Annotated in this window: 15 protein-coding genes, 2 pseudogenes and 5 riboswitches (1 of these 22 running past the window's edge); of the genes and pseudogenes, 9 read left to right on the top strand and 8 right to left on the bottom strand. The window is 56.0% G+C overall.

Annotated elements, in window-relative coordinates; genetic code table 11:
* Nucleotides 1-855: pseudogene (locus tag NJLHNGOC_RS09615) on the top strand (IS1182 family transposase) (it extends 499 nt beyond the left edge of the window).
* A 67-nt stretch (nt 856-922) separates the two neighbouring features.
* Here NJLHNGOC_RS09615 and NJLHNGOC_RS09620 read toward each other — a convergent pair.
* Nucleotides 923-1,414, bottom strand: coding sequence for an SMI1/KNR4 family protein (locus NJLHNGOC_RS09620; protein ID WP_113596188.1), 492 nt, complete (start codon nt 1,412-1,414; stop codon nt 923-925).
* 487 nt (nt 1,415-1,901) lie between these two features.
* Here NJLHNGOC_RS09620 and NJLHNGOC_RS09625 point away from each other — a divergent pair.
* A pseudogene (locus NJLHNGOC_RS09625) lies at nt 1,902-2,254 on the top strand (transposase); the annotation flags it as partial.
* Between the two features lie 208 nt (nt 2,255-2,462).
* Here the strand turns inward: NJLHNGOC_RS09625 and metE are convergent.
* Nucleotides 2,463-4,757: a 5-methyltetrahydropteroyltriglutamate--homocysteine S-methyltransferase gene (gene metE / locus NJLHNGOC_RS09630; RefSeq protein WP_113596189.1), complete on the bottom strand. Its 2,295-nt coding sequence runs from the start codon at nt 4,755-4,757 to the stop codon at nt 2,463-2,465.
* 113 nt (nt 4,758-4,870) lie between these two features.
* Here metE and NJLHNGOC_RS09635 point away from each other — a divergent pair, with 113 nt between their 5' ends.
* The 5 genes from NJLHNGOC_RS09635 to NJLHNGOC_RS09660 all read left to right on the top strand — a co-directional run bounded on the left by NJLHNGOC_RS09635 (nt 4,871) and on the right by NJLHNGOC_RS09660 (nt 9,604).
* Nucleotides 4,871-5,761, top strand: a complete 891-nt coding sequence (locus tag NJLHNGOC_RS09635) for a LysR family transcriptional regulator (protein ID WP_026018853.1) — start codon at nt 4,871-4,873, stop codon at nt 5,759-5,761.
* A 726-nt stretch (nt 5,762-6,487) separates the two neighbouring features.
* Nucleotides 6,488-6,728, bottom strand: a riboswitch (cobalamin riboswitch).
* A 126-nt stretch (nt 6,729-6,854) separates the two neighbouring features.
* Nucleotides 6,855-7,099: riboswitch (cobalamin riboswitch) on the top strand.
* A 235-nt stretch (nt 7,100-7,334) separates the two neighbouring features.
* Nucleotides 7,335-7,850, top strand: a complete 516-nt coding sequence (locus NJLHNGOC_RS09645) for a hypothetical protein (RefSeq protein WP_193713745.1) — start codon at nt 7,335-7,337, stop codon at nt 7,848-7,850.
* Nucleotides 7,831-8,316: a hypothetical protein gene (locus NJLHNGOC_RS09650; protein WP_014106877.1), complete on the top strand. Its 486-nt coding sequence runs from the start codon at nt 7,831-7,833 to the stop codon at nt 8,314-8,316. Before NJLHNGOC_RS09645 ends, NJLHNGOC_RS09650 begins: the two co-directional genes overlap by 20 nt.
* A gap of 193 nt (nt 8,317-8,509) precedes the next feature.
* Nucleotides 8,510-8,744: riboswitch (cobalamin riboswitch) on the top strand.
* The gene (locus tag NJLHNGOC_RS09655) at nt 8,709-9,077 is read left to right on the top strand and encodes a hypothetical protein (RefSeq protein ID WP_227000946.1); all 369 of its coding nucleotides are present in this window, start codon (nt 8,709-8,711) and stop codon (nt 9,075-9,077) included. It overlaps the preceding riboswitch by 36 nt.
* Before the next feature lie 53 nt (nt 9,078-9,130).
* Nucleotides 9,131-9,604, top strand: coding sequence for a DUF2147 domain-containing protein (locus NJLHNGOC_RS09660; protein WP_237701063.1), 474 nt, complete (start codon nt 9,131-9,133; stop codon nt 9,602-9,604).
* Nucleotides 9,605-9,674: 70 nt separating this feature from the next.
* On the opposite strand, the gene NJLHNGOC_RS09665 is transcribed toward NJLHNGOC_RS09660, so the two are convergent.
* From NJLHNGOC_RS09665 to NJLHNGOC_RS09690, 6 genes are all read right to left on the bottom strand, one after another.
* The gene (locus NJLHNGOC_RS09665) at nt 9,675-10,763 is read right to left on the bottom strand and encodes an aromatic ring-hydroxylating oxygenase subunit alpha (protein WP_102325944.1); all 1,089 of its coding nucleotides are present in this window, start codon (nt 10,761-10,763) and stop codon (nt 9,675-9,677) included.
* Nucleotides 10,764-10,770: 7 nt separating this feature from the next.
* Nucleotides 10,771-11,853, bottom strand: a complete 1,083-nt coding sequence (locus tag NJLHNGOC_RS09670) for a uroporphyrinogen decarboxylase/cobalamine-independent methonine synthase family protein (RefSeq protein ID WP_039998451.1) — start codon at nt 11,851-11,853, stop codon at nt 10,771-10,773.
* 36 nt (nt 11,854-11,889) lie between these two features.
* Nucleotides 11,890-12,127: riboswitch (cobalamin riboswitch) on the bottom strand.
* A 68-nt stretch (nt 12,128-12,195) separates the two neighbouring features.
* Nucleotides 12,196-12,954 (bottom strand): ABC transporter ATP-binding protein, encoded by a 759-nt coding sequence (locus NJLHNGOC_RS09675; protein ID WP_007396782.1) that lies wholly within the window; start codon nt 12,952-12,954, stop codon nt 12,196-12,198.
* Nucleotides 12,951-13,937 (bottom strand): FecCD family ABC transporter permease, encoded by a 987-nt coding sequence (locus tag NJLHNGOC_RS09680; RefSeq protein WP_372380121.1) that lies wholly within the window; start codon nt 13,935-13,937, stop codon nt 12,951-12,953. Before NJLHNGOC_RS09680 ends, NJLHNGOC_RS09675 begins: the two co-directional genes overlap by 4 nt.
* Nucleotides 13,938-13,954: 17 nt before the next feature.
* Complete coding sequence (locus NJLHNGOC_RS09685) at nt 13,955-14,794, bottom strand: ABC transporter substrate-binding protein (protein ID WP_113596191.1); 840 nt, start codon at nt 14,792-14,794, stop codon at nt 13,955-13,957.
* Nucleotide 14,795: 1 nt separating this feature from the next.
* Nucleotides 14,796-16,895, bottom strand: a complete 2,100-nt coding sequence (locus NJLHNGOC_RS09690) for a TonB-dependent receptor plug domain-containing protein (RefSeq protein WP_010516556.1) — start codon at nt 16,893-16,895, stop codon at nt 14,796-14,798.
* A 119-nt stretch (nt 16,896-17,014) separates the two neighbouring features.
* A riboswitch (cobalamin riboswitch) is annotated at nt 17,015-17,233 on the bottom strand.
* Between the two features lie 97 nt (nt 17,234-17,330).
* Here NJLHNGOC_RS09690 and NJLHNGOC_RS16360 point away from each other — a divergent pair.
* Nucleotides 17,331-18,302 (top strand): DUF6925 family protein, encoded by a 972-nt coding sequence (locus tag NJLHNGOC_RS16360; protein ID WP_239021452.1) that lies wholly within the window; start codon nt 17,331-17,333, stop codon nt 18,300-18,302.
* A gap of 4 nt (nt 18,303-18,306) precedes the next feature.
* On the top strand, nt 18,307-19,761 hold the full coding sequence (locus NJLHNGOC_RS09710; protein ID WP_113596192.1) for a cobyric acid synthase: 1,455 nt from the start codon (nt 18,307-18,309) through the stop codon (nt 19,759-19,761).
* The last annotated feature ends 144 nt before the right edge of the window (nt 19,762-19,905 follow it).

The raw sequence follows: 19,905 nt of genomic DNA on the forward strand, positions 1-19,905 counted from the left end.
GCTGACGGTGGATATCGCGAAACTGATGGACCAGGCGGAGCACGCGGATGCCACAGACAGCGATCCGCAGGCATTGCCGGAAGAGCTTGCCCGACGGGAAACACNTGAAAGCGAAGCTGGACGAAGCCTGCGCCCGGCTGGAAGCTGATGCCAGGAAGCAGGCTGAAACGGCGCGTCCGGCCTACGAGAAGAAGAAAGCCGCTTATGATGCGAAAACAGGGCGTCGTGGCCGGGCGCCGAAANTCGCCTGATGAGGAACCGCCATCCGACCGGCAGATCAGCCTGACTGATCCCGACAGCCGCCTCATGCGGCGCTTGGACGCCCATGAATTCCGGCAGGCTTACAATGCTCAGGCCGTAGTCTGCGCCGAAGGCAGCCAGTTGATCGTGACAACCGGCGTTGTCGCCACGTCAGCGGACGCGCCCTCCTTTGCGGACACGGTGCTGTCGATGGAAGACACAATCGGCCTCCCGGAGAAGGTGCTTGCCGATACCGGTTACGCCAGCGGACAGGCGGTCCGGAAACTGCGGGAAAAAGGCATTGATCCGCTGGTCGCCATTGGGCGGCCTCGTGCCCGCAGGGCTTACGACTTCCGACCCCGGCCCGCAGAAAGGGAGCCACGCCGGATAACCGAACCCTGGCGGCTTGCCATGAAGGCCAGGCTGGAAACTACAGAAGCCGGAGATCTTTACAGACGACGCAAGCAGACCGTGGAGCCGGTCTTTGGAATTATCAAAAGTATCATGGGCTTCAGAAGGTTCAGTCTGCGTGGTCTTGCAAAAGTCACGACCGAATGGACCCTCGTTGCGCTCGCATACAACTGCAAGAGAATGGCACGACTTCAAACAGCATAAGCCAGGTTACCCTCGGCGTTATCAGCCGCAAAATGCCCAACCCGACGGGCTGCTAGAACGTACACGACTATTCTTCTTCGAATTTCGGCACAAATGTCGGATCCGACCATATGCGCTTTACTTGCCCTGGTTTCAATACCACATCTAAAGTAGAACGTTTCCGTAACATATTTAAAAAAATATCGAAGGAGGAAGCTACATGGATTAAAGCTTCCTTTCCCATAAATTCATGATCATAAAAATATACATCTGGCTCACCATTCTTTTTCATCATAAAATAATTAGATGACTCTCCATCTGCAAATGGAAAAAAATCATTAGACACTTCTCTGTCTTGTAAAGTTTCTATACTCTTCTGAATGTTGTCTATATCTATAAATCTATCTACACCACAAGAACAATTATTTGACACCTTGCATATATTATATTCTGGGCGCGATCCGTTATGATTTTCTATAAAATATTTATATTCAGGTGTAAATTTTGCACCTATATTTTTTTCCACCTCTAATATATCTTCATTTTTTATTTCCCTTGATGCGTTACCTAAATCAATCATGTTAGCTCCTAGTTTCTATACCTAAAAATAGATGATCCCCCCGGTATGGCGGACTGCTTGATGTATGTCCGTTGGGTTTCATCGTCTTCAACATGATGCCACGTGTATCCAAAAGGGGTTCTAATATAGCCTAAATTTTTATTAGTCGGACTAGCATCATGACTATAATCGCCATTCATACCATCGATAGTTATCGACTTCCTAGCATGCGGCGAGAAATTTGAACATCCATTTTTATTAAATTTAACATTCTCTGGATACTTCTTCTGTAACTCAGTGGGTAGTTTCTCGAGCGGATATACTGTTCCTGCATGTCGACTGTTTATTGGAAGTGGTCAATTTACTTTTTTAATGATAACAGTGCTTGTATTGCCAGTTCCAGCACCATCACTTAAATATTTTAAAAACTCCTGACCACCAGCGTGCCCGTGGACAGCTGGTTGAGCGCGGCCGCTGCCGCTGCCGTGCTTTCGATCCCCCCGTTCAGGGGCGTCGTGCCGCCGCCATTCAGGATGCGACGGACGAGAGCGTTGAACTGGCCTATGTCGATCAGGGATATACCGGCGAGAAACCTACCGGGACAGTACGGGCCCAGGGGATATCCCTTGAGGTCGTCAGGTTGCTCGAATCCACACGTGGCTTTGTCCTGCTGCCGCGCCGATGGTTGTCGAGCGATCTTTCGCATGGGCAACACGTTGTCGTAGGCTCGTTAAAGATTACGAGCGTTACGCTTCAACAACCGCAAGTCTTCCTGTCATCGCATTTGCATGTTTCATGTTCAGAAATAAAGCTATGCTCGTCAATGTGCATAATACCCCTTGGACACAATATGCCTCATAAGTTTTGTTATGCCAACAATGGCTTTGTACCGATAAGTACGAATGGACGAAAGCTATGCCGGGCGTCTTCCCGGTCCCTGATAGCGAGAGCCGGTCAGACGCATTGCTTTCCGGTGACGTGCGACCAGTCTCTCATGTTATCGTCAGGGAATGGTCACAGCTTTGATACAATCACCCGACTGCAGCGTCCGCCACGTGTAGTCTGCGGTTCAGGCCGACTTCTCCCGCAGCGTGCGGGCCGCGCGTACCATATTGACGAGTGCCGGGATGACCTCGTTCCACTGGCGCGTCTTGAGCCCGCAATCCGGATTCACCCACAGACGTTGTGCTGGAATGCGCTCATTCGCTTTCTCGATCAAAGTAACCATCTGCGCTTCGGTGGGGATGTTGGGTGAGTGGATGTCGTAGACCCCCGGTCCAATCTGGTTCGGGTAGTTGAACGTCTCGAAGACATCAAGCAACTCCATGTCGGAGCGCGAGGTTTCAATGGTGATAACGTCTGCGTCCATGGCAGCAATGGCGGCGATAATGTCGTTGAACTCTGAATAACACATATGTGTGTGGATCTGGGTTTCATCAGCGACACCATTGGCTGCAATGCAGAAGGCCTCCACCGCCCACGTCAGATAGTCCCGCCATTGCGATTTGCGCAGCGGCAGGCCCTCACGCAAGGCAGCCTCGTCGATCTGGATGATGCGAATGCCAGCCTTTTCCAGATCCAGGACCTCATCCCGGATGGCGAGCGCAAGCTGAAAGCATGAGGCCGAGCGGGGCTGGTCATCTCGGACAAAGGACCAGTTAAGAATCGTGACGGGCCCAGTCAGCATGCCTTTCATTGGTTTATCGGTAAGGGATGCTGCGTAGCTGATCCACTCTACCGTCATTGCCTTGGGGCGGCTGATATCTCCGAACAGGATCGGCGGTTTCACACAGCGCGAACCGTAGGACTGAACCCATCCATTCTGGCTGAACACATACCCCTCAAGCTGCTCACCGAAATATTCGACCATGTCGTTGCGTTCCGCCTCGCCGTGGACCAGCACGTCCAGACCCAGCTTTTCCTGCTCGCGCACCGCATGTTCGATTTCACGACGCATGGTTGCCTTATATGTTCCTTCGTCAATTTTTCCGGATTTGAACTGACTGCGCGCGAGACGGATTTCTCTGGTTTGGGGAAAAGAGCCGATGGTGGTGGTCGGGTAAAGCGGCAGTTGCAGCAGTGCGGCCTGTTTTGCTGCGCGAGCCCCAAATTCACTCATCCGACGGCCAAGCGATTCAGTGATGGCCGCAATGGCTTTTTTTACATTCGGATTGTTTACGCGGGGCGAACTGTGGCGTGAGTCCAGCGCAGCCCGATTGGTAACCAGTTCTGACGTCACAGCAGAACGCCCCCGGTCAAGAGCAAGGGCCAGCACGCGGATTTCGTCCAGCTTCTGCACGGCAAAAGCCAGCCACGAGCTGATCTCGGCGTCCATCTTCTCTTCGGCCGCCAGATCCACAGGCACGTGCAGCAGGGAACAGGACGGCGCGATCCAGAGCCGGTCTCCCAGCAGCTTTGCCACAGGTTCCAGCCAGTCCAGCGTCGCTTCCAGGTCCGTCTTCCAGATATTTCGGCCATTGACGATCCCGAGGGAAATTATCCGATCTGGCGGGCTCGTCTTGACCAGTTCAGCGACCTCCTCCCGCGCATTAATGGTATCGAGATGCACGCCCTGCACGGGGAGCCTGCTCACCAGGGCCAGATTTTCGCGCAGCTGACCGAAGTACGTGGCCAGCAGCAGTTTGACCCGGCGGGTATCAAGCGCCTGATAGGTCTGCACGAAAGCGTTCTGCCACGATGCATCCAGTTCCGTTACCAGAACCGGCTCATCGATCTGCACCCATCCGGCACCCGCCTGAGCAAGCGCATCGAGCAGTCTGGCATATACGGGCAACAGTCGCGGCAGCAGATCCAGCTTGTCCGAACCATCTTTGGCCTTACCGAGTGCAAGATAGGTTATCGGGCCGATAATGACCGGCTTCGTCCGGATACCCTGCTTCCGCGCTTCGTCCAACTGGCTCAGCAACCGCGAAGCATCAAGGGTAAACGTCGTCTCGGCATCAAATTCCGGAACGATATAATGATAGTTTGTATCGAACCATTTAGTCATTTCACCGGCGGCGACACCGCCGCAGCATCCGGGCTTTTCTTCAACAACCGTTGCCGAGCGACCGCGGGCAACCCGGAAATAATTATCGAGTTGGTCACCATGGAAGTCACGCACACGGGTGGGCAGGTTTCCAAGCATGAAGCTCGTGTCCAGCACCTGATCGTAAAAGGAAAAATCACCGACCGGTGCGAAATCCAGACCAGCCTGATCCCGCCAGTGGCGTGAGCGTAGTTCCGTGCCAACCTGCTCCAGCATGGCGAGGGAAGACTGGCCTTTCCAGTAAGCTTCAAGGGCGAACTTGAGTTCACGTTTGAAGCCGATGCGAGGGAAGCCGAGATTATGGGTCGTAACCATGAAGATTTATCCAGATGATGTATGGCTTCTGGAAGATAGGGTTTCGGATATATGAAGAAAAATGATATGTTTTCATAGATGTATAAACGGCAATCATATATGGTGCGTAGAACATGAGTATTCTTGAGCGCAGCCATTTGGCGATCATTCAGGAAGTTGCGCGCGAAGGCTCATTGACGGCTGCAGGAGCGCGCCTCAATCTGACCCAGCCTGCGCTTAGTCATTCCATCCGCAAGCTGGAAAGCCAGCTTGGCGTGAAGATATGGCAACGTGAAGGACGCTCTCTCGTGCTCACTCAGGCGGGAGAGTGGCTCCTGTCTCTTGCCAACCGTCTCCTTCCACAATTCACGCTGGCAGAAGATCGGCTTGAACAGTTCGCCCTTGGCGAGCGCGGAACGCTTCGCATCGGGATGGAGTGTCATCCCTGCTATCAATGGCTTTTGAAAGTAGTGTCGCCCTATCTGGAAAGATGGCCCAAGGTAGATGTAGATGTGCGCCAGAAATTTCAGTTTGGCGGAATAGGTGCGCTATTCAGCAACGAGATCGATATTCTTGTGACCCCGGATCCGCTCTACAAGCCAGGCCTTAAATTTACGCCGGTTTTTGACTATGAACTGGTACTAGTTGTAGGCCCCGAACATCCTTTGCGAAATTCACAGTATGTTTTGCCAGATCAGCTCATTGGCGAAATACTGATTACATACCCCGTACCGTCAGAGCGCCTCGATATCTATACTCAGTTTTTGCAACCCGCAGGCATAGCCCCGCGACAGCAGAAGCAGATAGAAACGACCGATATCATGCTTGTCATGGTATCACATGGCCGCGGTGTTGCAGCACTTCCACGATGGCTTGTCGAAGAATATGCCTCTCGCTTTGAGCTTTATCCTGTTAAACTTGGTATAAACGGTATTGCGAAACAGATCTTTCTTGGTCATCGCGAGACGGATGAAGACATTCAATATTTACGCGATTTTATAGAACTCGCGGGTATGAATCAGTGAGTCAAGACATGCCTGACTGTACGGGGTCATAAAGAATAGAAAATGATAAGCACTGCTGGACCTGGCGACAGATGGATAGCGTGATCCGTGCCTGACGCAGTCACTTTTTTAGCGCCGGCAGGTGAGTCGATGCGTCTTTCTCCTGTCCCGGAGTTCACGACGGAGACACGAAATAAAGTCATGGTGAACGCTGAAAATTTGTCCGTGGACCAACCGGTCGGCGATCTCTGTATCGTAGAAATTCTCTGTTCCTATCTCACAACGCATACTGCCGACAGGATTTTAAGATCCGCAGCCTTCGAGTTTGTGTCGCAGTTCCCGACCGCGTGCGGTAAGGCGGGAACGCCCCATCCCCCATCGCGCAGAACATCCACCTGCAATAAAGCCCATCAGTACGAGAGATGATCTGATGCTTCCTCCATCCAGCAAGGTTCCATACCCCCCGTCTTTCGGCAGGGACAGAATGGCCCGTTTCTGTGCGGGAGTCAGGCTCTCCGATCCGAAATAAGATCGACCTGTGCCATTTCGCTGGTTGCCGCCAAAATATGTACGCATTTCTCATGTTCCCCTTGTAGCGTTTGACGGGATTAGACCCGCGACACGCCATTGGCCAATGGATGTAATTTTTTAGAACAGGTCTGGAAAGAACACGCTGGATGGGAAACGCAGCAGATAAAACAAAAGACATGATCGCCACTCCGTCTGTCGGGCGCCCCGCCCGATAGAACTGGTTACGTCACAAAGGCAGGTCTCCTGGCTTACGGGTCCTTGATATCGGTTCTGTCTTCCCGGCCTGTTGATCATAGCCAGTGACGGGTCCTGTTAAGAGGACATACGATCCGGTATCTCTCCGCTTACAGTTGCGGGGGCAGCCACCGACTTGTTCCCGGACCCTGATAAGTCCTGCCAGAACGCACGGCGTTCCCTATTAACCCGTTCGCACGGGGCCTTTGATGTAGAGGTAGTGTGACGCACGCCCGCGAGCAGTGCAAGTCTGCCAGCTTCCCGTCTGTGTGAAGGATACCATGCTCTTTCATCGCAGGTTTTTAGAAAATCCATATTGCGTAGATCACGAAATCTGACGCATATTGCGACCAGCTTTTATGTCGGTAGTGCCGCGCAAGCGGATGAATAGGGAATACCGTAAGCTCTGGCGGGATCTGCGATGATCCGGGAGCCAGTCGGTAGCTGCGCCCGCAACTGTAGGCGGTATGTAGCCGGATCCGATCATCTGATGTCCGCTCAGATGGGTCACTGCTTCCAGTAAGGGAGTGGGAAGACAGGACCGAGCTGCCATGATCCGTGAGCCAGGAAACCTGCTACCGTCGCAAACCGTGCTACCGGGCGGGACCGACCGGTGACAGGAGATCAGCTATGACGCGTTCTTTTGCGTATCGATATATCTATCAAGCCTCCATATGTATGCGGATCGTTAGCCTGTGCTTGAATGAATCCCGGCTTCGTAAGGCAACCTTAGCAACAGACCTCGCGGCCTGCGGCTTATAATTCGCATGTACTTTCCTGACCCCAGGACACAGGTACCTACGTTTTATTCTGATAAAAAGAAATATCCATGAACACAGATATGAGCATGGTACCCCCTTCCATTGCGTCGCGCCTAATGGCGACCATTACGGAGCCAGAGCCGGTTGTTGCAATTCGGATGCTTATTGCGGCCTGTCTGGATCAATCCTCGTCCCTTCGCCTGCGGCTGCCAGAGGTAAAACAGCTTTTCGCCCGCTTTATAGCCGCCATTATGCGTGAAAGGACAGATGCTCTGGAGGCTATTGCCAGCTCGGTGGAAAAACAGATCACCGCGCTGTCTTTTCGTCCGTTTACGCCGCGACAGGTTCGACGGATTCTGGGGATCACCAACCAGGAGCGTCTTTTCTGGACACGAGACGGGCGCCTGCACCAGACAGGAACAATCCTGAACAATCAGCGCGGCCAGAAATTCAGAGTTCCTGTATATTGTGCCGAGAGAATTGGATGGCTCAGTCAGAACCCAGACATGATCGCGGCATGGCGTGACGAGGATGCTCGCATCCTGACTCAAGAAGGCCTGTCCGATGCAGATCTTTCCAGTTAATCCGCTCCGATTCCCGGTGAAACGAAAAATGGCCTCTCCCGTCCCTTCGCCTGATTTTATTCTCATACAACAGCGGCGACGTCAGCGTTCTGTCTCGGTATCCCGCCTTATGGAATCCGCACCTCTGCGGGAAGATGTAATTCAGGCAATAGCCAAGACTGAACTCCCTGCCCCCAATCCGGAAGACCGCATTCGTGCGGATGGATTTGAAACATTCCTACGTCTGGTACCTTCCGCTGGCCGATTACCCGCTGCGCCGAAGGCGCGGGGCGACTATCTTGAGGAACTGTTTTCGCCCCTGCTATTAGAAGCTCTCGCCTATGTGGATACAGCCCGCGATTTATCGGACACGCACGGGGTCGAGGCGCTCATGGCCTTGCTTCAGGCCTATATTTCCGCGCAATGGACAATTGGCGCGCGTGACGCCGCCATGCACTTGTATAGCGCATCAAGCCCGAACGCCTGATTGATAACATAGTGGCTAACGCGCGGGCGCGTATCCCCGCCCGCGTGTTTCGAAGATGAAGACACTGAGTGACCTACACTTATTGGATCGGAGCGACAAGTTTGATTGGCATCAACAAGCTCTTCGTTCCATGCAGGCCGGCATCGCGTTTCGAGGAATTGGGCGTTCCTCTCACTTCGCGCATAATGGAATGAGACCCTTGATTGATGATGGCCCCGCGCGAGCGGGTTAAAAGGGAACGCTGTAACGCTCTGGCTGGACAATTCTGTTCCGGGAGCCAGTCAGCGGCTGCTCCCGCAACTGTATGCGGTATGCCACCAGTTCGTTCACCTGCGGGTGAGCCACTGTTTCCCTTGGGGAATGGGAAGGCATGAACTGGCTGGCCATGATCCGTGAGCCAGGAGACCTGCCATCGTCTGCAAACCACGTCGTCGGGCGGGATGCACCGAAGGCAGGAGATTTCCCATGCGTCATGGGAAGACCAATGCGGCCGATCAATGCCCCCCATGTTTCCTGTTTCTGGCGGAAACATCGTGATGCAGCATCGCGGGACCGGCGCGTTTCTGACAACCGGCCTGAAACGCCCGCATGTTGCTGAAGACCCTTACTGGGCCCTTCAAGCCGGTGCAGCAATGGGCAGCAGGCGCGACAAGGCTATCATGGAAAACGTCCATGGCGTAGATAGCACCCTCGCCGCTCATTCCCATGGCGCGCATCTCGGGGCATCAATCATGCGCTTTTCGATCCGAATTCTCCGATAGATCCGCCGATGTTCCATAATTTTAGTCATGTACGAAGCGACGAAAGACACATCATGAATATTGCGCAAAAAGCAACCTGTGTCTCGCTAATACTCAGTATCATGATTGGAGGGGCTGCTGTTCACGCACAAGTTCCTCCAGCGACAACAGTTCCGCCCGCCGTTCTGGGGCAATGGGTCACCAGAAATCACAAGGGTGTTTTCGAGATCACACGGTGTGGCGACCATCTGTGTGGAAAGCTGGTTGGCCTGAACTATAGTAATGACATCCCACGCGACCAGACGGGCCGTTCGGAATGTGGGTTGCCCATGCTGCGGGACTTCGTGCCGGATCCGGATCAACCAGACCGGTGGAACGGGTCCATTCTCGACCCCAATACCAATCATGTGTATCAAGCGCGCATGTGGGTTAACCAGTCCGGACAACTCAAGTTACGGGGCTATCTCGGGATTCCGATGTTCGGACAGACACAGACATGGCTTCCTTATAGCGGTCATATCGGCCCGAACTGCAAAATGAGCACCTGATCTGCGTGGTGCCTGGTCAGGAGAAGATGCCCATGCGCCTTGAGACGGGGCATGGGCATCTATCAGTTTATTATCCGATATCTTTCTGGGACGGCATACCATTCTGGATAAGCAGTTGGCGCAGCGCCATGATAACTGGAAAGACCTCCTGATTCCGGTCGCCGTCCTGCTCCCGCCAGGCCTGCTGCTCCAGTTCAACAATTTCGCGATCTTCTGTGAAAACACGCTCCGTAAAGGCGATCAGCAGCGGCCACGCCAGATCCAGTAAAAATGGTATTTTCAACCTGCGTATGGAGAGCAGGCCAAATACCCGGTTGATCAATTCTTCCCGGTCCTGTGGCACATATGCAATCCACAGTTCCATGACCGGTTCATCAATCCCCTCCGTCTCGATCCGCAATGTCTGATAGGGATACTGCGTGCGGATGGTCATGACATCCCGATAGGCAAAATCCCGGCCATCCTTGCGACGCTGCCCGTAAATCAGAGCCTCGCTCAGCGGCTGCCTGCCAGACGTGCGGGCAAAGGTATAGCGGGCCTCCACAAAATCCTCACCCCGATCCATGCCTAGAAACCGTGGCTTCATGCTTCCGACCAGTCGGCTGTGCAGAATCTGGTGGTTCATGTCCATCAGGTTTTCATGCATGAAGCTGTAGTGACATTGCACGACTTTTCCAAACCGGCGGGTACGGTAATGGGGGTCACGGACACGTGGAAAGTCCGGCAGCGCAATGCTATCGGATTTTTCCAGATCCCCCATGAACACAAAGATGAGACCATCCTTCTCGCGGCATGCCCATGTCCGCAGTCGTGGCGGTTCGTTTTCCAGCTTCATGCCGGGGGAAAAACACTGGCCACGCCGACTGTATTTCAGTCCATGGTATGCACAGCGAATGAAATCTCCACACACTTCTCCCTTGCTGAGTGGTAACTGCCGGTGGGGGCAAACATCATCCAGCGCAAAGATGGCCCCGGCCTCGGGCCTGACCACCACGATGGGTTGCCCCGCGTACCGTACGCCAATCGCCCTGCCCCGACGAAGCTCGCGAGACCATGCAACCGGATACCAGAAATCCGGATTGCTGCGGACACGACGGATGTCCTGTTGTGGCAAAGCAGCCCCATCCAGGGCGGCTGTTTCCGATGTATTTCCTGTCATGATATTTTCAATGTCTCACGCTGTTATCAGCGCATGGGACAAAACGGATATCATTTTCGCAAAAGTCGCGGATGGATGCGCTGCGACGTGCTATCGTGCGTCGGCTGGCTACGGCCACGATTTCGGACATTTTCTGCGGCAGGACGTTCGTAATGTCCGGATCGGTCAGGGCATTGCTGTCACTTAGCGCACCCGATGGCGCGATCATGAGACGATCCGGTCGATGCGAACGCAGCGTCTGTTCCACGATGCCGTGCGCCATGCCGATGTGGGTAGGCGCCGCGCTGCAGCTATCGACCAGCCCCAGCGAGAGCCAGTGATGCGCCGGGAAATGCTGCAGGACATACGGGAAATCGCGATAGCCATGCACAACGTCCACATGTAGGCCGCCAAAAGGTAGCTGCAGCACGAAAGGAAGATGTCGCCCGAAGCCCCCGCTCCCTCCGACCAGAACAAGTGAAGTGCCCCTTGATGCTTCACTGAGGACATGCCAGGCAACATCCATATGGGTCAGCGTGGCTGCGGGCAGGCCAGGATGGGCAAGGATTGGCTCATCAATCTGGATCCAGAAGCATCCCGCGTTGTTCAGTTGTTCGAAGCATTCAATATAGGCGGGTAGCAGGCGCATCAGTCCCTGGCCGACACTGTCTCCCTTTGTCATGCCGCATAACGCAAGGAAACTGACCGGCCCCAGCAGAACAGGCCGGGTGCTGATACCCAGTTGTTCCGCTGCAAGAAATGCGTCGCGGGGCCAGTTGCGCGCAAGATGGAACGCCTGCCCCGGTCTGAGGATGGGCTTTCTGTAATTGCCGTGCATCGGATCACAGGCTGTGACTGTATTGTCGGTGCCCACGCCAAACATGCGGGCAGTCTGCACAACTCTGTCCCGCCATGGGCTATTGGCCGTAGCGATATGGGAAATGCCTGCCGCGTGCTGGCATCGCACCCCACGCATCTCATCAGCATCGGGAAAACCAAGTGTCGCCGTAAGCAGTCTGGCGATATTCGGGAAGTGATCTATGGAATACTGGCGCGCAGGCACGCCTTCGGCCGTGCCATCATGGCACGCGGCTTTCTGCCATACCGGCATTAAGCTTCTCCCGCCTTCGGCACATCCCGTCCGACGGCTTGATATATGACGATGGCAGGTCTCCTGGCTTACGGATCATGGCCAGCCGGTTCTGCCTTCCCATTTCCTTTTCGGAAACAGTGACTCACCCCGTCCGGGTGAAATGAACCGGCGGCATACCGCCTACAGTTGCGGGAGCAGCCTCCGACTTGGCTCCCGGGTTCATGACCCGGCCGGAGCGTGACGGCGTTCCCTATTAACCCACTCGCGTGGGACCATCGACTTGATAAGACAACATTGTGCCCGAACCGAGCGGCCGGACGCAAGGTGTCATGGGCAGGATGTCCCAGCGGGCCGCACACGTTAGCGGCACAGGGACCACGGAAGGACCGCGTCCTCGACCCGCCGGACCGTTACGCCGTACACGACGCGCATGATATCATCATCCAGCACCTGCAGGGCCGGGCCATGGCGGATGACGGCGCCATCATCCATCAGCACCAGTTCATCGCAGAAACGGGTCGCCAGAACCAGATCATGCAGCACGACGACGATCCCCTTTCCCTGCCCTGCCTGCTGGCGGAACAGATGCATCATGGACAGGGCATGAGCGGGATCGAGCGCCGCAATCGGCTCGTCCGCCAGTATGACCGGCGTATCGGTCGCCAGCGCACGCGCCAGATTCATGCGAGCCCGCTCCCCGCCTGACAGGTGGCTGGCCGGACGGGCGCACAGGTCCTGCAAGCCGGTGACATCAAGGGCGTGGCCCACCGCCGGGTGACGGACGGCATGGTCGCCCGCCTGCCCATGCGGCAGGCGTCCGAGTGCGACCAGCGCACGCACCGGCATGGGTGGCGGCGTCCCCCCGTCCTGGGGGATGAAGGCAAGTTGCCGGGCGCGCAGCGCGGAAGAGATCTGGCCCATGCTGCGATCAAGAATCCGGACATCCCCATGATCGGGTGCCTCCAGCCCCGCCAGCAGGCGCATGAAGGTACTTTTCCCCGCGCCATTCGGCCCGATCAGGCCAATGACCCGTCCCTGCGCAAGGGTCAGGGACGCGGCCGAGACGACAGCCCGATCCCCGCGCCGGAGCGACACGTCGCGTGCCTGCAGCAGGATCATGACACGGTTCTTTTCAGCATGATGACGCGGGCGAAGAAAACCGGTGCGCCCACCAGTGCCGTTAGCACACCCAGTTGCAGTTCAGGCCCGACCGCCACCACACGCACCACCATATCCGCCAGCAGCAGCAGCAGGCCTCCCCCCAGAAATGACGGCAGGAGCAGACGCGATGGCTGATATCCCACAAGCGGCCGCAACAGATGCGGCACCACCAGCCCCACAAAGCCGATCGCTCCTGAAACCGCCACGCATGAGCCGACGGCTAGCGCCGCGCCCAGCACGATACGCGTCTGGACGCCGCGCGGGCCATGCAGCTGGAAGCCAAGGCTTGCGGCCACATCCTCCCCCAATGTCAGCGCATCCAGCGCACGCCCCGCGGACAGCATGAGCAGCGTGCCACACACCACACCCGGCAGGCAGATCCAGACATGGGTAAAGGTCCGGTCCGTCAATGACCCCATGAGCCAGTGCATGATCTCGAATGACGCATAGGGGCTGGGCACAAGGTTCAGCACCAGTGCTGTCAGGGCTGCGGCAAAACTGCTGAGTGCAGCCCCCGCCAGCAGCAGCACCAGCGTGCCACCACGTCCCACCAGTCCCATCAGCACGGCCGCCGCACACAGTGCCCCCGTCAGCCCACCCAGCGGCAGGGCCGCGATGGACACCTGCATGAGGCCGGTATAGAACACGCTGACCGCCCCAAGTGCCGCTCCACCTGATACCCCCAGGATGCCGGGATCGGCCAGCGGATTGCGTAGATAGCCCTGCAGAACCGCCCCCGACAGGCCAAGCGTCCCGCCCACCAGGATGGCCAGCAGGGTACGCGGCAGGCGCAGGCGCTCCACAATGATCGCGCCTGCGGTATGCCGCCCGGCCAGCAGGTCCGCCAGTGCATGTGAAAACATGATGCGGGTTTCTCCCCACATGAGCGAGGTAACAAACAGCCCCATGACACCAGCCAGAAGCATGACGTTCAGCAGCATGGTTTGATGGGCAGGTTTCATGGGGCGGACATTTCAAGGTTGTGCCGTGCGTTACGCAGCATGACGACACTATCCAGTGTCTGTGGCAGGCCACACAACCAAAGCCGTGCGGGCAGATCCAGATGATGCGGCCCGGCAAAGGCCTGCTTCAACGCCGGGTGATCCAGCATGGACTGTGCAAGGGACGTTCCCTTCCCCGAACGGTCAAGGATCAGGAGATCGGGTGGCCGTGCAATCAGCAGTTCCATGGAAAAACGGGAAGATGACTGGTGCCCCATGATCGTTGCGTAATTACGAAAGCCGGCATGGGCAAGGACATCATCCGGAAGCGAGCCCTTATGGGTGACAAAGCCGTTGGCCGCATAGACGGCTGCTGTGGGATCGGTGGAACCAGGCTCGACCGAAAGGGAGGCCAGGCGCGTGGCAAAGGCCATAGCCAGTTGCTGCCCACGCTCAGGAACGCCGATGGCGTTGGCGACCGTCATGATCTGGACCGGAATATCCGTCAGGGATTTGGCGGGTGGCAGGGCTACAACCTGTGCGCCCCCTTCCCGCCCCGCCTGCATCGCGACGGCCGCGGTATAGATGCCACCCAGCACGACATCGGGATGGGATGCCACGATGCTTTCCGCCGTGGGTCGCAATACGGGAGCCTGTCGTGCCTGTTCGCACAGCACCGCGCTCCAGCAATCCCGGGCGAGCGGCGTAATACCGACGATCTGGCCCGGTTCGGCCAGCAGCAGCAACAACTGGTCGGTGCAGAGATTAAGCGAAGCCACGCGCGGGAGAGCCCTTGCCGGTGCCAACGGGACACAGGCAAGGAAACCGGCCATCATCCCTGCGACCACGCTTTTCATGTCAATAATTCAGCATGAAGCCGCCATAACCGGCGCGACCAGGCTGCAGATAGCCGATGGGGTCCTCGAACTGGCGGTTCAGCAGGTTGTCGGCGCGGGCATAGACGGAAACGTAGCGGTTGATTTTGTAATTGGCAGCCACGTCGATGGTGAAATAACCATGCCCCTTGGCGCATGTGCTGCAGGACTCGCTGCCAATAACCGGCAGATCACGCCAGCCACTGGTATACAGGATATTGCCCGAAAAGGTCAGGTCGCGAATGGGGGTCCATGTCGTATTGAAATTAAACTTGTGCTGGGGACGGCGTTGCAACTGGACGTCGTTCGTCTCATCCCGGGCGTGGGTCCAGGTATAGCTCAGGTTAAATTCCAGATTGCTCAGCGCCTTCCAGTTCAGGAAGGCTTCCACACCATACATCCGCGCCTTCGCCACATTGGCGTAGGAGTAGTTGTAGTCATATGATGAATCAATCGAAAGCGAGGACTGGATCAGGTTCCTGACCCGGTTGTCATACCAGGTTGCGCCGAAATTCAGACGGTCATGCAGCAGTTTCTGCTCAACACCCGCGTCATAGCCGATCAACTGTTCCGCCTTCAGGTTGGGATTGCCCTTTTCCGAATAACCCACACCCACCTGATTTGCGAATAACTGATACAGCGAAGGACCATGAAAACCGGAACCGGCGCTGGCCTTGATGATGGTTCCGGTGCCCGGCACATGGATTGCCGGGGCCACGCGCCATGTCACGTGGTTGCCGTAGCGCGAATTGGCATCATAGCGAATATTGGCCGCACCATACAGAATATGGTTCCAGTTCCCCTGATACTGCCCGTAACCTGCGGTCGTATCCATGCTGGCGGATGTATCGTATCCGCTGTCCCACATGCTTGAGGCCGTATGGCTGGTATTGAACGTATCATGGAAATGTTCGGCACCGATCAGAAGCTGGCCATACTGCTTGAAATTGAACGTGCCGTGCCAGTCCACCTTAAGTCGGCTGGAACGGTAATAATCCGGGTCTGGATTGACCGGGCTGCCGTAACTCGTGCCCGTCTCCGTCCAGCGGTTGCGGTTGGTCATGTAGCCAAGGCCAAGCACCTGATCAAAAAGCCCGTGAAAGGAAACCAGATGGGCCGTCCCGCGCACGATGGCCTCGTTCTGGTTGTTCTGTTCCCGCACACCCTTATCACCATACAGATTTTCACTTTGCAGGTCATACAGAGAGTAGGAATGATAATTGCTCTGTATCAGCCGTGCGGTCAGGCCAAGATCGAAATTATGGGTGACGTCATAACCCAGCCTGATATTGACGCCACGGTTGTCATTCCGGTTGCCTTCATGCCGCTGCTGCCGGTTGGCCCCATAATAACGCTCGATATAGGAAGGGATATTGTTGAACCCATCCATCCGGTAATGGGAGAATTCTACATTATAATGAAAACGTCCCTTGCTGCCGCGTGCGCCAAAGGTCTGATTGAAGGTACCATACCCACCGCCTTCGATACGGACAAACGGCTTGAAACGGCCCTGCCCCTGTGCCGTGGTAATGTCGATAACCCCCGCCATGGCGTCGGCGCCGTACAGGCCGCTCTGAGGCCCACGCAGTATCTCGATCCGGCCCATGCCGTCGGTTACAAACTGACCGGCATCGAACATGCCATTGGTGGAACTTCCGTCATTGATGTCCATGCCATCCAGGCGGACCTTGACCTCGTTGGAATTATTACCACGCATGAAAATGGATGACGTGCCCCCTGGGCCGCCTGTCTGGACCACGTTCAGGCCCGGTTGGCGTGCCAGAATATCCGTCAGGCTGCGCCGCTGCTGGGTCTGGATCTGCTTTTCCGTGATGATGGTCATGCTGGTGCCGATATCATCGGTGGAGGTCGGCCGACGGGCTGCACTGACGCTGATCAGTTCGGGAAGACCCGTATCCCCCAACGAAACAACGGCTTTCGATTTTTTATTCTCGATGACGTACTGATTGGCGGACTGTTTTTGCGGCGCGTGCTGTCTGACTGAATCATCGGCACGCGCCACTACAACCCCCATGGTCATCAACGTGGTGGAAGCAATCAGCAGATTACGGAATAGGATCATCTGGTTCAGGTCTCGCGGTCACATCATCGTTGCCACGAGAGCGCGCTGCCACAGGATTTCCGATCTGCACGGAATCCTGTAACACCACACCGTCAGGACACCCCGCCCGACAGTTCCCGGTCGCAACCATCATGACGGCAGGTCTCCTGGCTCACGGCGTAGCGTCCTGCACAACCTTCCCGGAAAACCGCGGTTTCCAGTGGCCCGGACCATGACATCCGGTAATGCAAGGACAGACCGTTTACAGTTGCGGGGGCAGCCGGAGCATTGGATCGCAATCCGCACTCTGTTCCCTTTTCATCCCCCCGAAAGGGGACACCGTCGGAACGGTTCTGATCGGATGGGGTGTTCTTGTCAACCCGCATTCAATCTTTCAGTATCCTGTCAGGATTGCTGTTATTTTCAGCCTGATTGATGAATCACAGGATATTTCCGATGAAACGTATCACGCCTTCCATGCTGACTTCACTGGCGCTGGATCTCCGTAACGGCTGGAGCATTGGAACATTTGGTGCGATCGGCGAATTCCATCATGTTCCGGATGATAGGGTCTGCCTCACCCCATGTCCTGACGGGCTGGAGATCGTCACCCAACGCGGTGCCATACGCATTAGTCCCAGCGAACCCTTGCATGCCCTTGCGTGGGACTCTCTCGTCGGAAAAGGCAGACGCTGGCGGCATAGCATGGCGTTATGCGGCCCGTTACAACTGACTGCGAAGCATACCCTGAAGGTTCTGGGAAAGGATGCGGACGCTGTCCGACCAGAGGATCGTGATGCGTGGCTGATTGATCTTGGAATTGGCGTGGGTCAGGTCCGGATGTGTGTAAGGACAGAAAATGCCCGCCTGGTTGAAGCCCTTGCTGTTGATACGGATGACCCATTGGCCGTCGTCACGGCTGCATTTGCGCTTCTGATGGAAGCCCAGCCCCACAGGGTCATGCTTTCGCCTGCTGGCAGGCTGGAGGTCTACCGACCCATTCCCGCGCCTGATGGAGACTCTCCACTCGGTGCCCATACCCACCTGCTGCCAAAACTGGTGAAGTTGAAACGGTCCTGCTCTGCTCTCGATCCCATTCCGGAAGGCTGGCAGCCTTTCCTGACACTTCATCCGGCGGCACCGTTCCGACCGTCCGATGATGATTCCCATGATTATGACCGGCTTGCCGATCTATCCTTTCTGCCGTTGCTTGAGGAATTCGGCATGGAGGAAGACTTGCAGGTTTCAGGCACATTCCAGGCCCATGTTCGTCAACATGGAACACCGGAAAATCTGAAAATACCCGCTACAAGACGTGGTCGCGCGCGCATGCATATCGAACTGCTTCGCATGGCAGCGCGGGCTCACGAGGGCATGGAGCGATTTGTGCCTGCCGACACGATCAAGAGCGCTACGGACTGCGGCTGATTCCATGACAGCGATCATGTTGCAGGGCACGGGATCCGATGTCGGAAAGTCCGTTTTGACGGCAGGTTTATGCCGGGTTTTCGCTAACCGTGGCCTGACGGTCCGGCCTTTCAAACCCCAGAATATGTCGAACAATGCCGCCGTGACGGTAGATGGAGGTGAAATCGGTCGGGCGCAGGCACTTCAGGCGCAGGCCTGCCGTATTGCCCCTTCCACCCTTATGAATCCGGTCCTTCTGAAACCGGAAAGTGATCATACAGCGCAGGTTATCGTCCGTGGACGCGCAAAAGGACACCTGCACGCTTCGAATTTTATCGGTGGCCGGGCCGCATTCCTGCCCGAGGTTCTGACCGCCTTCAGGACATTATGTAGCCAATCCGATCTCGTGATTGTCGAGGGCGCGGGCAGCCCGGCGGAAATCAATCTACGTCAGGGCGACATCGCCAATATGGGCTTTGCCAGAGCCGCGAATGTTCCGGTCGTCATGATCGGCGATATAGACCGGGGCGGCGTTATCGCGTCACTCGCCGGTACCCATGCTGTTCTTGATCCAGATGACCGTGAGTTGATCAAGGGATTCATCGTTAATCGCCTCCGGGGAGACGCCAGCATTTTCCAATCTGGGTATGACTTCATAGAAAAGTTTACCGGCTGGAAGGGGCTTGGCGTTCTTCCTTGGATAGACAGTATACGTGAACTGCCTTCTGAAGACAGTATTCCTGAAGATGTTGACTGTTCCGCGGCCTCACGGATCGAGATAGCCGTCCCCCTTATGCCCCGCATTGCCAATTTCGATGATCTTGATGCGCTGGAAGGTGAAACGCATGTAAAGATCACACGGATCCGGCCCGGGCAGCCCCTTCCCGCGTCCGCGCATGTCGTGTTCCTTCCTGGTAGCAAGGCGACAATAGCAGACCTGCAATTTTTCAGGCGGCAGGGATGGGATATTGATCTGGCGGGACACGTCAGGCGGGGTGGATATGTATTCGGTCTCTGCGGTGGCTATCAGATGCTGGGACAGACCATAAATGATCCCGACGGAATAGAAGGGAACCCGACCACGATACCAGGACTTGGACTTCTGGAGGTTGATACCGTTCTGACCCGTGACAAGCAGATCAACCAGACTTCAGGCATGACGCTTTCCGATAGCGCGCGATTCAGTGGCTACGAAATTCATTGTGGGGAAACAGTTCGATCACATCACCGGGTCATGCCCCTAATCAGATGCGACGACGGACGGTTGGACGGAGCAATAAGCCCGGACGGTCGTATTGCAGGCTGCTATGTGCACCGTCTGTTTGACATGACTGGCCAACGCGCGGCATGGCTGGACAGATGGGGCGCACGCTCCGATGGACTGGATTACACAGCGCGGGTGGAACGCGCCCTTGAAACCGTTGCTTCCATCATGGAAAGCAGTCTGGATATTGGAGGGTTACTGGCTATTGCCAGATGATCTTCTTTCGGTTTCAGGGCCTTGGTTCGTCAGGGCATCCAGACAGACAGGACAGAGACACCCTGTCTGATCATCCGTCGGAACCGGCAGGCCACGGGGCTTTTCCATGCACCAGCACGCACCTTCAGGCTGACATGAAAAATC

The sequence above is a fragment of the Novacetimonas cocois genome (assembly GCF_003311635.1).
Classification (GTDB): domain Bacteria; phylum Pseudomonadota; class Alphaproteobacteria; order Acetobacterales; family Acetobacteraceae; genus Novacetimonas; species Novacetimonas cocois.